Annotated in this window: 14 protein-coding genes; 6 read left to right on the forward strand and 8 right to left on the reverse strand. The window is 65.6% G+C overall.

Going from position 1 to position 13,758, the window contains the following annotated elements:
• Positions 1–7 precede the first annotated feature (7 nt).
• Genes fliF through P6U25_RS31820 form a run of 5 tightly spaced genes read left to right on the forward strand, consistent with a single transcriptional unit; the run spans position 8 to position 5,162 of the window.
• Positions 8–1,645 carry a flagellar basal-body MS-ring/collar protein FliF gene (gene fliF, locus P6U25_RS31800; RefSeq protein ID WP_407148690.1) on the forward strand — a complete coding sequence of 546 codons (1,638 nt, stop codon included), beginning with the start codon at positions 8–10 and terminating at the stop codon, positions 1,643–1,645.
• 1 nt (position 1,646) lies between these two features.
• A complete protein-coding gene (fliG, locus tag P6U25_RS31805; RefSeq protein ID WP_407148691.1) occupies positions 1,647–2,732 on the forward strand; it encodes a flagellar motor switch protein FliG in 1,086 nt (361 codons plus the stop codon).
• Positions 2,732–3,355: a FliH/SctL family protein gene (locus tag P6U25_RS31810; RefSeq protein WP_407148692.1), complete on the forward strand. Its 624-nt coding sequence runs from the start codon at positions 2,732–2,734 to the stop codon at positions 3,353–3,355. Before fliG ends, P6U25_RS31810 begins: the two co-directional genes overlap by 1 nt.
• 19 nt (positions 3,356–3,374) lie before the next feature.
• On the forward strand, positions 3,375–3,725 hold the full coding sequence (gene fliN, locus P6U25_RS31815; RefSeq protein WP_407148693.1) for a flagellar motor switch protein FliN: 351 nt from the start codon (positions 3,375–3,377) through the stop codon (positions 3,723–3,725).
• Between the two features lie 51 nt (positions 3,726–3,776).
• On the forward strand, positions 3,777–5,162 hold the full coding sequence (locus tag P6U25_RS31820; RefSeq protein WP_407148694.1) for a sigma-54 interaction domain-containing protein: 1,386 nt from the start codon (positions 3,777–3,779) through the stop codon (positions 5,160–5,162).
• Between the two features lie 40 nt (positions 5,163–5,202).
• Here P6U25_RS31820 and P6U25_RS31825 read toward each other — a convergent pair whose 3' ends face one another.
• The 8 genes from P6U25_RS31825 to P6U25_RS31860 all read right to left on the reverse strand — a co-directional run bounded on the left by P6U25_RS31825 (position 5,203) and on the right by P6U25_RS31860 (position 12,358).
• Positions 5,203–5,358: a hypothetical protein gene (locus tag P6U25_RS31825; protein ID WP_407148695.1), complete on the reverse strand. Its 156-nt coding sequence runs from the start codon at positions 5,356–5,358 to the stop codon at positions 5,203–5,205.
• Between the two features lie 206 nt (positions 5,359–5,564).
• Entirely contained in the window at positions 5,565–6,158 is a 594-nt protein-coding gene (locus P6U25_RS31830) for a flavin reductase family protein (RefSeq protein WP_407148696.1), read from the reverse strand.
• 7 nt (positions 6,159–6,165) lie between these two features.
• Positions 6,166–7,011 (reverse strand): ATP-binding cassette domain-containing protein, encoded by an 846-nt coding sequence (locus tag P6U25_RS31835; protein WP_407152668.1) that lies wholly within the window; start codon positions 7,009–7,011, stop codon positions 6,166–6,168.
• A gap of 10 nt (positions 7,012–7,021) precedes the next feature.
• Positions 7,022–7,828 carry an ABC transporter permease subunit gene (locus P6U25_RS31840; protein ID WP_407148697.1) on the reverse strand — a complete coding sequence of 269 codons (807 nt, stop codon included), beginning with the start codon at positions 7,826–7,828 and terminating at the stop codon, positions 7,022–7,024.
• Positions 7,825–9,006 carry an FMNH2-dependent alkanesulfonate monooxygenase gene (gene ssuD, locus P6U25_RS31845; RefSeq protein WP_407148698.1) on the reverse strand — a complete coding sequence of 394 codons (1,182 nt, stop codon included), beginning with the start codon at positions 9,004–9,006 and terminating at the stop codon, positions 7,825–7,827. The genes P6U25_RS31840 and ssuD overlap by 4 nt, the downstream gene beginning before the upstream one ends.
• Positions 8,988–9,941, reverse strand: a complete 954-nt coding sequence (locus tag P6U25_RS31850; RefSeq protein ID WP_407148699.1) for a sulfonate ABC transporter substrate-binding protein — start codon at positions 9,939–9,941, stop codon at positions 8,988–8,990. The genes ssuD and P6U25_RS31850 overlap by 19 nt, the downstream gene beginning before the upstream one ends.
• Positions 9,942–9,980: 39 nt before the next feature.
• On the reverse strand, positions 9,981–10,931 hold the full coding sequence (locus P6U25_RS31855) for a sulfonate ABC transporter substrate-binding protein (protein WP_407148700.1): 951 nt from the start codon (positions 10,929–10,931) through the stop codon (positions 9,981–9,983).
• A gap of 221 nt (positions 10,932–11,152) precedes the next feature.
• Positions 11,153–12,358, reverse strand: a complete 1,206-nt coding sequence (locus tag P6U25_RS31860; protein WP_407148701.1) for an LLM class flavin-dependent oxidoreductase — start codon at positions 12,356–12,358, stop codon at positions 11,153–11,155.
• A 219-nt stretch (positions 12,359–12,577) separates the two neighbouring features.
• On the opposite strand from P6U25_RS31860, the gene P6U25_RS31865 reads away from it, so the two are divergent.
• Positions 12,578–13,687: an ATP-dependent RecD-like DNA helicase gene (locus P6U25_RS31865; RefSeq protein ID WP_407148702.1), complete on the forward strand. Its 1,110-nt coding sequence runs from the start codon at positions 12,578–12,580 to the stop codon at positions 13,685–13,687.
• Positions 13,688–13,758: the final 71 nt, after the last annotated feature.

The following is a 13,758-nucleotide window of genomic DNA, read 5'->3' on the forward strand; positions in this document are numbered from 1 at the left end:
GCCGTTGGTGCAAAGTCTGGTTGCTTTCCTGAGAGGTCTGGGTGCGGCCCGCCTCGCGGCCATGGTGGCGGTCACGGCTGCCCTGATCGGCTTCTTCGCCTTCGTCATCGTCCGCGTCACCACGCCGCAGATGACCACGCTGTTCACCGACCTGTCGACCGAGGATTCCTCGGCCATCGTCAAGGAGCTGGAGCGACAGGCCGTCCCTTACGAGCTGCGCAATGACGGCGCCATCATCATGGTGCCGAAGGACAAGGTGACGCGACTCAGGATGAAGCTCGCCGAGGGCGGCATGCCCAAGGGCGGCGGCGTCGGCTACGAGATCTTCGACAAGTCGGACGCCTTGGGCACCACGAGCTTCGTCCAGAACATCAACCATTTGCGCGCGCTGGAAGGCGAGCTCGCCCGCACCATCCGCGCCATCGACCGCGTGCAGGCCGCGCGCGTCCACCTGGTGCTGCCGGAGCGGCCGCTGTTCTCGCGCGAGACGCCGGAGCCGTCCGCCTCGATCGTGCTCAGAGTGCGTGGCGCGCTGGAGCCGCAGCAGATCCGCGCTATTCGCCATCTGGTCGCCTCCGCAGTCAACGGGCTGAAACCGCAACGCGTCTCGATCGTCGACGAGGCCGGCCAGTTGCTCGCCGACGGCGCTACCAGCGATGCCGACGCGGCGGTCGGCGACGAGCGCCGCACCGCCTTCGAAAAGAGGATGCGCAAGCAGGTCGAGGACATCGTCTCCTCGGTGGTCGGCACCGGGCGCGCCCGCGTCCAGCTCTCCGCCGACTTCGACTACAACAAGATCACCGAGACCTCGGACAAGTTCGATCCCGAAGGCCGCGTGCTGCGCTCCAGCCAGACCCGCGAGGAATCGAGCCTCACCGCCGACAATTCCGGCCAGGTCACGGTCAACAACGAGCTGCCCGGCAACCAGAACCAGGACAACGCCGCCCGCGCCCGCGATCAGAGCAAGAAGAGCGAAGAGACCAACAACTACGAGATCTCCCGCACCACCAAGACCGAGGTCACCGAAGCCGGCCGTGTCAACCGGATCTCGGTCGCCGTGCTGGTCGACGGCAGCTATTCCAAGAACGAAAAGGGCGACCTGGTCTATCAGGATCGCTCCAAGGAAGAGCTCGACCGCATCGCTGCGCTGGTTCGCTCCGCGATCGGCTTCGACCAGAAGCGCGGCGACCAGGTCGAGGTGGTCAATCTCCGCTTCGCCGAGCCACCGATGGCAACCCCGCTGCCTGAGCCGACCGGCCTGCTCGGCATGCTGCAGTTCACCAAGGATGACGTGATGTACGTCATCGAGCTCGGCGTGATGATGATGCTTGGCCTGGTTGTGCTGTTCATGGTGGTCCGCCCGCTGGTCAAGCGCATCCTGGCGACCGACGTGGTGCCGGCGCTGACCGGCGCGATGCCCGCTCTCGCCGAGGCCGGCGCGCATGCCGGAGAAGGCACCACTGCTGCGACCGGCCAGGCCCTGATCCCGGGCGGCAGCGCCGCGGCGCAACTGATCGACGTCGCCCAGATCCAGGGCCAGGTCCATGCCCAGGCGGTGCACCGGGTCGGCGAACTGGCCGAACGCAATCCGAACGAGACCGTCTCCATCGTCCGTCAATGGCTGAGCGAACCCGCCGAGAGCTGACATGGCCGCCGTACCGCAGACCACCAACGCCAACGACATCACCAGCGTCCTGACGACGCTGGCGAGCCGCCAAAGCGGCCGGCCGAAGGGCAAGCCGCTGTCCGGTCCCAAGCGCGCGGCGATCCTGATGCTCGCGCTCGGCGAGCAATATGGCGGCAAGATCTGGTCGATGCTCGACGACGACGAGGTGCGGGAGCTGTCGGTTCATATGTCGACGCTCGGAACCGTCGAAGCCGACGTGGTCGAGGACCTGATGCTCGAATTCGTCTCGCGGATGTCGGCGTCGGGCGCGCTGATGGGCAATTTCGACGCCACCGAACGCCTGCTGCAGCAGTACCTGCCGGCCGAACGCGTCACCGGCATCATGGACGAAATCCGTGGGCCCGCCGGCCGCAACATGTGGGAGAAGCTCTCCAACGTGCAGGAAGAGGTGCTGGCCAACTACCTCAAGAACGAGTACCCGCAGACCATCGCCGTGGTGCTGTCGAAGCTGAAGCCCGAGCATGCCGCCCGCGTGCTAGCCATCCTGCCCGAGGACATCGCGCTCGACGTCGTGGGCCGCATGCTGCGGATGGAGGCGGTGCAGAAGGAAGTCATCGAACGCGTCGAGCAGACGCTGCGCACCGAGTTCATGTCCAACCTGTCGCAGACCCGCCGCCGCGACGCCCATGAGGTGATGGCCGAAATTTTCAACAATTTCGACCGCCAGACCGAGACCCGCTTCATCACCTCGCTGGAGGAGGAAAACCGCGAGTCCGCCGAGCGCATCAAGGCGCTGATGTTCACCTTCGACGACCTGATCAAGCTCGACGCCGCCTCGGCGCAGACCTTGATGCGCAACATCGACAAGGACAAGCTCGGCGTCGCGTTGAAGAGCGCCAACGAGGAAGTGCGCGCGTTCTTCCTCGGCAACATGTCCTCCCGCGCCGGCAAGATGCTGATGGACGACATGGCCGCGATGGGCCCGGTGCGGCTCCGCGACGTCGACGAGGCGCAGGCGCTGCTCGTCAACCTCGCCAAGGACCTCGCCGCCCGGGGCGAGATCACGCTGACCAAGAACCGCGCCGACGACGAGCTGGTGTACTGATGGCCGCGCCCGCGAAATTTCTGTTCGATACGGACTTCTCGGAGCCCGACCGCGCCCGCGAGCGCGCGGCCACTCCGGCCGAGGTCGCGCAGAAAATCGCCGATGCCGAGGCCCGGGCCTACCGCGCCGGATACGAAGCCGCGCAGCGCGAAGCCAAGGTCGAGAGCGACCGCCGGTCCGCCCAGGCGCTGGAGGAGATCGGCGTCGCGATCAAGGGCATCGCGGCGCGCTTCGCCGGCATCGAGACGCGGATGGAGACCGAAGCCGTCGATGTCGCGGTCGCGGTCGCTCGCAAGCTGTGCTCCGAACTGGTCGCGCGCGAGCCGCTCGGCGAGATCACCGCGCTGGTCAGCGACTGCTTTTCGCATCTGGTGTCGACGCCGCATCTCGTGGTCCGCATCAACGATGCGCTCTACGAGACCGCGCACGAGAACATCGAGCGGATGGCCGCGCAAAGCGGCTTCCAGGGCCGGCTGGTGATCCTGGCCGAGCCGACGATTGCGACCGGCGACTGCCGGATCGAATGGGCCGACGGCGGCGTGGTGCTGGAGCGCGCCGCCATCGAAGCGAAGATCAATGAACTTGTCGGGCGCTATCTGGCGTCCCGCGGTCAGGCCGGCTGACGGCGATGAGGGCAGAACCATGAGCGACACTGACGCACACGTCCCGCTTCCCGACCTCAATTCGTCCGAGGCGCCCGGTATCGACGATATCGGCTACAACGAAGACGAACATGCCTCGCGCATCGCCGCCGATCTCGAGGCGGTGTTCGACGTGCCGGTGCAGGTCTCGGCGGTGCTCGGCCGCTCCAAGATGGAAATCGGCGACCTGCTCAAGCTCGGACCGGGCACGGTGCTCGAGCTCGACCGCCGCGTCGGCGAGGCGATCGACATCTACGTCAACAACCGCCTGGTGGCGCGCGGCGAAGTGGTGCTGGTGGAAGACAAGCTCGGCGTCACCATGACGGAAATCATCAAGGCGGAACGCTCCTAACCTTAACGATGCCGCGCGGGGCGCGCGCGACCAGACGAACAGGAGATACTCATGCGGCTTCTCATCGTTGGCACCCTGAAGGGCCAGCTCACGACCGCTACCAAGATCGCGATGGAGAAGGGCGCAACCGTGACCCACGCCGAGACCGCCGAACAGGCGATGAGCGTGGCGCGCGGCGGCAAGGGCGCCGACCTGCTGCTGGTCGATGTCGGCCTCGACATCCGCGACCTCGTGATCCGGCTGGAGGCCGAGCATATCCACGTGCCGATCGTGGCCTGCGGCATCACCAACGATGCCCGTGCCGCGGTTGCCGCGATCCACGCCGGCGCCAAGGAATACATCCCGCTGCCGCCCGACCCCGAACTGATCGCAGCCGTGCTCGCCGCGGTCGCCAATGACGCGCGCGACCTGGTGTGGCGCGACGAGGCGATGGGTAAGGTGATCAAGCTCGCGCAGCAGATCGCAGGCTCGGACGCCTCCGTGATGATCACCGGCGAGTCCGGCACCGGCAAGGAGGTGCTGGCGCGCTACGTTCACTCCCGCTCGGCCCGCGCCAAGCGCCCGTTCATCTCGATCAACTGCGCGGCGATTCCCGAGCACCTCTTGGAATCCGAACTGTTCGGCCATGAGAAGGGGGCCTTCACCGGCGCGATCGCCCGCCGCATCGGCAAGTTCGAGGAAGCGACCGGCGGCACGCTGCTGCTCGACGAAATCTCCGAGATGGACGTGCGGCTGCAATCCAAGCTGCTGCGCGCGATCCAGGAGCGCGTGATCGACCGCGTCGGCGGCACCCGGCCGGTGCCGGTCGACATCCGCATCATCGCGACCTCGAACCGCAACCTCGCTGACGCCGTGCGCGAAGGCACGTTCCGCGAGGACCTGCTGTTCCGCCTCAATGTTGTCAATCTGAAGATTCCGCCGCTGCGCGACCGCCCGACCGATATTCTCGAGCTGGCGCAGCACTTCGCCAAGAAATACGCCGAGGCCAACGGCGTGCCGGTCCGCCCGATCTCGGCGGAAGCCCGGCGCATCCTCACCGCGAACCGTTGGCAGGGCAACGTCCGCGAGCTCGAGAACACCATCCATCGCGCGGTGCTGATGGCCCAGGGCGACGAGATCGGAGCCGAGGCGATCCTCACGCCCGACGGTGACCGCCTCGATCTCGCCAAGACCGCACCCGCCGTGGCGCACGCGACGCTCGCCGCCGAGCAGGTCACCCGGGCGCTCGTCGGCCGTACCGTCGCCGACGTCGAACGCGATCTGATCCTGGAGACGCTGAAGCACTGCCTCGGCAATCGCACCCATGCCGCCAACATCCTCGGCATCTCGATCCGCACGCTGCGCAACAAGCTGAACGAATATGCCGACGGCGGCATCCCGATCACCCCGGCCGGCAACGGCGCACCCGACTATCAGCGGCTGGCGACGGCAGGTTGAGGAGCCCAAACGGCGAGGCCGTTCGTGTGATTGCCACGCCTCACGAATAGCTCGGCGCGTCGGGCTTGCGGAAGATGTGGATGGGGTCGCCAGGCGTGACGTTGCGACCGGTGAACGTCACATAGGCGTACAGCGCGAGATAGCCGATGGCGAGCGCGCCGACGAGATAGAACAGCCAGATTCCCACGCGTTTCATCGAACCATCGCGTCTCCGAGATCTCGCCGGCTTTTAATCGGTCGTTCCGCGAAGCGCCACAGGCAACATGCCGCGCCCGGCCACCGCCCCCGTCAGGCCGTTGAAATCCGGCAGCGAGGCCGCGGCGCATCGAGGACTGTCGTCGTCGGCGTTCCCCCGAGGGAACAAGACTCAGACTCGACAGCCCCGCATCGCGGGCCATGATCTCACCTAGGGTGTCCCCGGGCATGGACGTGACGCGACGGCAGGCTGACCTCGGCCAGCCTTGCGGCGTCCTCTTCCTTGTCGATCGCGACATACTCGCCGTGCCAGTAGGCCAGCGCGGCGGTCCGCTGCGAGGCGATCACATCGAGCACGCGACCGATGACAATCGCGTGCGAATGCCGCTCGATCGTCTCCTCGACTTCGCAATCGATTGCGGCAAGGGCCCCGATCAGCAACGGTACGCCTGAGGCGCGCGTGGTCCATTCGGCGCCGGCAAACCGGTCCGCACCCTTCAGGCCATCCTTGCCGGTGAAGCGTTCGGCGATATCGAGCTGGTCCGCCGTCAGGATGTTGACGCCGAAGACGCCGTGGCGTGCGATCAGCGGCCATGACGAGGCCGCGCGATTGATGCTGACGATCAGCGACGGCGGGTCGACCGACAGCGACGACACCGAGGTCACCGTCATCCCCGAAATGTCGGTGCCGCGCCCCGCCGTGATGACGCTGACGCCGCCGGTGAGATGCCGCATCGCGCCACGGAAGTCGGTGGCGGAGACCGCGGGCGCAACCGAGATGTTTCGGACGACGGGGTTCATGGCAACCTCACAGATCGGATGTCTCGTCACTGCCTTCCAGCAGGTGCTTCAGAATCTCGCCCTCCAGCGCGGCGAGGCCGGCGGAGCCGCGCCGGCGCGGCCGCGGCAGGTCGATCGTGATGTCCTGCGCGATACGGCCGTCCTCGATGACCAGCACGCGGTCGGCAAGTGCGACCGCCTCGGCGACGTCATGCGTCACCAGGATCGCGGTGAAGCCCTGGTCCTGCCAGACGCGCTCGAGCAACTGCTGCATCGAGATCCGGGTCAGCGCGTCGAGCGCGCCAAGCGGCTCGTCGAAGGCGAGCACACGCGGTTGGCTGACCAGCGCCCGCGCCAGTGCGACGCGCTGCTTCTGGCCGCCCGACAGCACCGACGGCCACTGCGCGCGCTTGTCGCCGAGGCCGACCTCGACCAGCGCCTGCTCGGCCCGCGCTTGCGCGTCGGCCGAAGCGCGCTCACGGCCCAATCCGACCTCGACATTGGACAGCACGCGCGCCCACGGCAGCAGCCGCGGCTCCTGGAACATGACGCGGATGTCCTGCGCACGGAGTTGCTCGCCAAAGGCAATGCTCCCGGCCGTCGGCGCCTCGAGACCGGCGACGAGGCGCAGCAACGTGCTCTTGCCGCAGCCACTGCGGCCGACGATCGCGACGAACTGGCCGGCCGGAATATGCAGGTCGATGCCGCGCAACACCTCGTTGTCGCCGAACGCCTTGCGCAAGCCGCGGATGGTCAACGACAGGCCGCGGGCTGCGCCTTCCGATCTTTGCCGTAACTGCCGCGCCTTCACGACGACGTCGGCGCGGTCGACCGGCTCGGCATCAATGGATTCGAAACGAAGCGCTTCTTGCATTCTCATTCACTCACTTCTTCTGGAAGGCGGGATGCCACGACAGGGTGAGCCGCTCCAGCGCGCGCGAGGCGCTGTCGGCGAGCTTGCCGAGCAAGGCATAGATCAGGATCGAGAGCACGACGACGTCGATCAGCATGAACTCGCGCGCCTGCATCGCCATGTAGCCGAGGCCGGACGAGGCCGCGATGGTCTCGGCTACGATCAGAGTCAGCCACATGATGCCGAGCGCAAACCGCAGGCCGACGAAGATCGACGGCAGTGCGCCCGGGAAGATCACCCGGCGAAACAGTTCACCGTCCGTCATGCCGTAGATGCGGCCCATCTCGATCAGTTGCGGATCGACGGTGCGGATGCCGTGCAGCGTGTTGAGATAGATCGGGAAGAACACGCCGAGCGCGACCAGGAACAGCTTGGCCGACTCGTCGATGCCGAACCACAGGATGACGAGCGGGATCAGCGCCAGATGCGGGATGTTGCGGACCATCTGCAACGTCGTGTCGGTGAGTTTCGCCGACAGTTGCGACAGGCCATTGGCGAGGCCGAACGCGAAGCCGATGCTGCCGCCGATCAGAAAGCCGATGCTGGCACGCCAGAAGCTGACCCAGATGTTGCGGATCAGCTCGCCGGAGAGCAGCAGCTTCCATCCCGCCAGCGCGACGTCGGTCGGCGCCGGCAACACGCGCGACGGCACAAAGCCGGTGACGCAGGCGAGCTGCCAGAGCACGATGATCGCAAGCGGCACGATCCACGGGATCAGGCCGTCGACGCGGGGCAATTTCGCCGTGCGGACGCGCGGTAGACTGTCTATCAAGCTCATGAATGCGATGCCTGTTTCTGCGGACGATAGTCGTTGCCGATGGTTTCGCCGAACGGCCCGGTGTTGACGCGAAGGGGTGTCACGTTGTCCGGCCGCGCCAGCGACAAGAGCGGGAACACCAGCTCGGCGAAGCGATAGGCCTCCTCGAGATGCGGGTAACCGGACAGGATGAAGGTATCGATGCCGATGTCCTGATACTCCTTGATGCGCGCGGCGATGGTCTGGGGATCGCCGACCAGCGCGGTGCCGGCGCCGCCGCGCACCAGGCCGACGCCGGCCCAGAGATTCGGGCTGATCTCGAGCTTGTCGCGCCGTCCGCCGTGGAGCTGCGCCATGCGCTGCTGGCCGACCGAGTCCATCCGCGCGAGAATCTTCTGCGCGGCGGCCACCGTATCGTCGGTGACGTACTGGATCAGCTCATCGGCGGCCTTCCAGGCCTCGGCGTTGGTCTCGCGCACGATCACATGCAGGCGGATGCCGAACGACAGCTTGCGGCCGCGCTGTGCAGCCACCGCCTTCACCCGTGCGACCTTCTCGGCGACCTGCTCCGGCGGCTCGCCCCAGGTCAGGTACTTGTCGACGGCATCGACGGCGACATCAATGCCGGCATCCGACGAACCGCCGAAATACAGCGGTGGCCGCGGCGACTGCACCGGCTGGAACAACAGCCTGCCGTCCTCGATCCGGATGTGCTTGCCCTCGACATTGACGGTTCTGCCCGCCAACAGATCGCTGTAGACGCCGAGGAACTCGCGCGTCACCGTATAGCGCTCGTCGTGACCTAAGAAAACGCCGTCTCCCTTGTTCTCGACGGGATCGCCGCCGGTGACGACATTGATCAGGAGGCGGCCGTTCGACAGCCGGTCCAGCGTCGCGGTCATGCGCGCGGCGACGCTCGGCGACTGCAGGCCCGGCCTGACCGCCACGAGATAGCGCAGCCGCTCGGTCCACGGCGCAACGGCGGAGGCCACCACCCAGGAGTCCTCGCAGCTCCGTCCCGTGGGCAGCAGCACGCCGTAATAGCCGAGCTGGTCCGCGGCCTGTGCGATCTGGCGCAGATAGTTGAAGTTCACCTCACGGCCGCCGTGCACCGTGCCGAGATAGCGGCTGTCGCCGTGGGTCGGCAGAAACCAGAGGATGTTGGCGTTGATTGGGGTGCTCACGTGCCCGGCCTCCATGCGACGTCAGAAATCTTGATCTGTTTGGGGATCAGGCCGAGCGTGAAAAACGTGTCGGCCACCTGTTGCTGGTCCGCGATCACGGCATCGGTGATCGGCTTGATGCCGTAGGCCTGGCGCTTCAGGGCGACTTCCACCACCGGCACCGACAGCCCGATCGATGGCGCAAGCTGCTCGGCCACGGCGTGGATGTCGCCCTTCGCCCAGTCATCGACCTCGCTCAACTGCGCGAGCACGAGATCGACGATCTTCGGATCACGCTGCAGGAACGCCTTTGATGCGAAATAGAACTGGTAGTTCGCGACGATGCCGGCGCCGTCCGCCAGCGTGCGGGCGCCGGTTGCTGCTTCCGCGGCGGCCTGGAACGGATCCCAGATCACCCAGGCATCGACTGCGCCACGCTCGAAGGCAGCGCGCGCATCGGCCGGCGCCAGGAACACCGGCTCGACCTCGGAATATTTGACGCCGGCCTGCTCCAGTGCCCTGACCAGGAGATAATGGACGTTCGATCCCTTGTTGAGCGCAATCTTCTTACCCTTCAGCTCGACGATCGATTTGATCGGGCTGTCCTTCGGCACCAGGATCGCCTCGCCTCTCGGCGCGGCCGGCTCATAGGCGACATACTGGATCGGCGCGCCGGCGGCCTGCGCGAAGATCGGCGGCGCCTCGCCGGTGTTGCCGAAATCGATCGCGCCGACATTGAGCGCTTCGAGCAGCGGCGGACCGGACGGAAACTCGGTCCACACCGCCTTGTAGCCGGCGGCCTTCAGCTTCTGCTCGAGCGAGCCCTTGCTCTTCAGCAGCACGAGCTTGCCGTATTTCTGGTAGCCGATGCGCACGACCTTGTCCTGGCCGTAGGATGCGCCGACGGTCGCAGCGACGATGCTGAGCGACAGCACCGCACGGGCGACCCAGCGTCGCAGCAAGCGCGTCATGATGGCGTCCTTTGCATTGAATTGACCAAGGAAAAACGATCAGGTCTGGGGGTTGCGCCAGACGATGTCGCGGATCGCGATTTGCTTCGGAATCAGGCCGAGCTTGAAGAAGCGGTCGGCCACGCCCTGCTGGGTTGCGATGATCTCGTCGGTGACGGGCCCCACCGAAAAGCCGGCCCGCTTCGCTGCGATGGTCTGGATGTCGAGCGGAACGCCGGTGACGGCGGCCAGCGATTTCGCGACCTCCTCGGGATGCGCCTGCGCCCATGCCGCCGTCGACGCCGTCACGTCGACGATCTGCTGCAGGAGCTGGCCGTTGTTCTTCGCGAAGTCGCGGTTGGCAATGTAGAACGAGTTGGTCTTGGTGATCTCGCGGGCGTTGACCAGAATGCGGCCGTTCTGCTTGGTCTCGCCGATCGCGAAATACGGATCCCAGATCGCCCAGGCGTCGATGCCGCCATTGGCAAAGGCCGGACCGGCATCGGGCGGCGTCAGGTAGACCGGCGTGATGTCGTCATAGGTAAGCCCCGCCTTCTCCAGCGTCTGGATGACGATGTTGTGCGCACTCGATCCCTTGGTGAAGCCGATGCGCTTGCCCTTGAGATCGGCGATGGTTGCAATCGCCGAATTCCGCGGCACCAGGATGCCCTGCCCGTTGGTGATGGGCTGGCCTGCGGCATAGACGATGGCCGCGCCGGCAGCTTGGGCAAAGACCGGCGGCGAATCGCCGACCGCGCCGTAATGGATGCTGCCGACATTCATCGCCTCCATCATCGGCGGACCGGAGGAGAACTCGACCCATTTCACATCGATGCCTTGCGGCCGGAAATGATCTTCCAGGGCCGCGCGCTGGCGCGTGACAACCAATACGCCGTTCTTCTGATAGCCGATACGAATGTCCTTCGCGCCTGTCTGCGCCAGCGCGCGCTGGGACAGCGCAGCCGCGGCCGCGGAGCCGAGCGAAAATTTGAGGAACTCACGACGCTTCATTGCAACGAACTCTCCTGACGATCATGCGCGGTGCGGTGCGCTGCACGATCATGCGACGTCAGGATGATGGGGGCGGCCAATGAAGCTGTCGAGCACTCCGGAAAAATAGCGATGCCCGCACTTTGGTGCGGGCATCGCGCATGTCGTTTCTTTCAAGTCGCAGATAGCGTGTAGCGAATTATTTTCCTCACGCGATCGCGAGGTCGCTGCACAGGATTCGATCAGCCTGCGGCGGCACTCTTCTGCCCGACATTGACCGCAAGTTTACCGTAGCGATCCCTGAACGCTTCGGTGCCGATCTCCTCAAGCTGAATCGCGCCGCTCAGCACGCCCTTCTTCCATTGATCGTGCTCGGGATCGTGCTGGAATTCCGGCATCACTTCCTTGGCGAACAATTCGAGCGACTCGCAGATATGCTCATGCGTGTTCTTGCCGGCCTGGTTGAGCAGGATCACCTGATCGATATGCGACGAGCGGAAACGACGCAATTTCTTGCGCAACGTCTCCGGCGAGCCGATCAAGCCGCCGCGCAGCGCGGCCTCCTGCGCCTCGGGATTCTCGCGCTTCCACTTGTTGTATTCGTCCCACATGTTGACGGTGCCGGGTGCCGGGCGCTGCCGGTTCTGCGACTGCCCGTAATAGCGCAGCGCGAACTGGAAGAAGGTGGCGCCGTCGGCGCGCCGGCGGGCTTCCTCGTCCGTCTCCGCGCACATGAAGAACGAGACCAGCGCCATGTTCGGATTGATCTCATAGTCGGCGAGCTTCTTCAGCCGTTTGGTGATCGCATTGTAATAGGCGTGCACCCAGGCATGCGCGGCTTCCGCGCTGACGAACTGGAAGCCGAGTGCGCCGAAGCCGTTCTGCCCGGCGCGCTCGATCGTCGGCAGTTGCGAGCAGGCCATCCAGAGCGGCGGGTGCGGCTTCTGCACCGGCTTCGGCACGACGTTGCGCAGGGGGATGTCGAAATACTTGCCATGGTGCTCGGTGCCGACCTTGCTGAACATCGGGAAGATCGCTTCGACGGCTTCCTCGAACACCTCGCGCTTGGTCTCCATGTCGCGTCCGAACGGCGTCAGCTCGGTGATCGAAGCGCTCTCGCCCATACCGAACTCGCAGCGGCCGTTGCTCAGGAGATCGAGCACCGCGACCCGCTCGGCAACGCGGGCGGGATGATTGGTGGTGAGCTGGAAGATGCCGTGGCCGAGCCGGATGTTCTTGGTGCGCTGGCCGGCGGCGGCGAGAAAGGACTCCGGTGCCGGCGAGTGCGAATATTCCTCGAGGAAATGATGCTCCACGACCCAGGCGTAATCATAGCCGAGCCGGTCGGCAGTCTCCATTTGCGTCAGCGCGTTTTGATAAAGCCTGAGCTCGTCGCCGTCGTTCCAGGGGCGCGGCAGTTGCAGCTCGTAAAAGATGCCGAATTTCATCGCGTCACTCCCAAGGTCGCGCCCTCGACCACTTGTTGTGGTCCCGACCGCTTGTTGTTTTGCGGCAGTCTAGTGCCGCCTCGGGTCAAGTCTAGCCTCGGGCGCGAAACTCCAATTCCGCCGAGCGGAAGCTGGCTTGATCGGCACGCATGAATGTTTAGCTTGTGTTCGCTTGAGTCGCGGCGTTATCGGTCGCGCGCTCACTCCTTCCGAAAGCCCATGACGACATTTACGCCGCATCAGGACACCGCGCTGAAAGCCGTTGCCGACTGGCTGAAAGCCAAGCCAGGCCAGGGCGGCACGCCGCAGGTGTTTCGTCTGTTCGGCTATGCCGGAACCGGCAAGACCACGCTCGCCCGCCATATTGCCGAAGGCGTCGACGGCGAGGTGAAGTTCGCCGCCTTCACCGGCAAGGCGGCGCTGGTGATGCGCAACAAGGGCTGCGACAACGCCTCCACGATCCATTCGCTGATCTATCGCGCCCGCGAATCCGGCGTCGAGCAACCGAGCTTCGAATTGTGGGACGACGCGCCGGCCTCGAAGGCCAAGCTGATCGTGATCGACGAATGTTCGATGGTGGATGCCGAGCTCGGCCGCGATTTGATGTCGTTCGACTGCCCGCTGCTGGTGCTCGGCGATCCCGCGCAGTTGCCGCCGATCCAGGGCGGCGGCTTCTTCACCGACGCCGCGCCGGACGCGATGCTGACCGAGGTGCATCGTCAGGCGCAGGACGATCCGATCGTGCGGATGTCGATGGATATCCGCGAGGGCCGCGAGCTCGAGATCGGCCGCCATGGCGAGAGCGAGGTGGTCTCGCGCAAGGAGCTCGACCCCGACCGCGTGATGGGCGCCGATCAGGTACTGGTCGGCCGTAACAACACCCGCCGCGCCTACAACGTGCGGGTGCGGCAGCGGCAGAACATCGAGGATCCCCTGCCCGTTGCCGGCGACAAGCTGGTCTGCCTGCGCAACAACCGCAAGAAGGGCCTGTTCAACGGCGGGCTGTGGCGCGTCAAGGCGCGCGCGCAGTCGAAATCCAAGATCATCACCATGCGCGTGATGCCGGACGAAGACTTCGGCCACAAGGTCACCAAGGTCTCGGTGCGCGGCGAATGTTTCGATGGCGGCGTCGAGGGCGTGCCGTGGGAGCAGCGCAAGCCGTATGATGAATTCGACTACGGCTATGTGCTGACCGTGCACAAGTCGCAGGGCTCGCAATGGGACGACGTCGTGCTGTTCGACGAGAGCTTTGCGTTCCAGGACAGCCGCGCCCGCTGGCTGTACACCGGCATCACCCGCGCCGCGAAGCGGCTGAGCGTGGTGGTCTGACACATCCAGGTCTTCGGACCTCAATCCTGCCGCGCGACATGACCGCGCGGCTGACGCTTAAGGTACTGCAT

This window comes from Bradyrhizobium sp. ORS 86, assembly GCF_045571475.1.
In the GTDB taxonomy this organism is placed as follows: domain Bacteria; phylum Pseudomonadota; class Alphaproteobacteria; order Rhizobiales; family Xanthobacteraceae; genus Bradyrhizobium.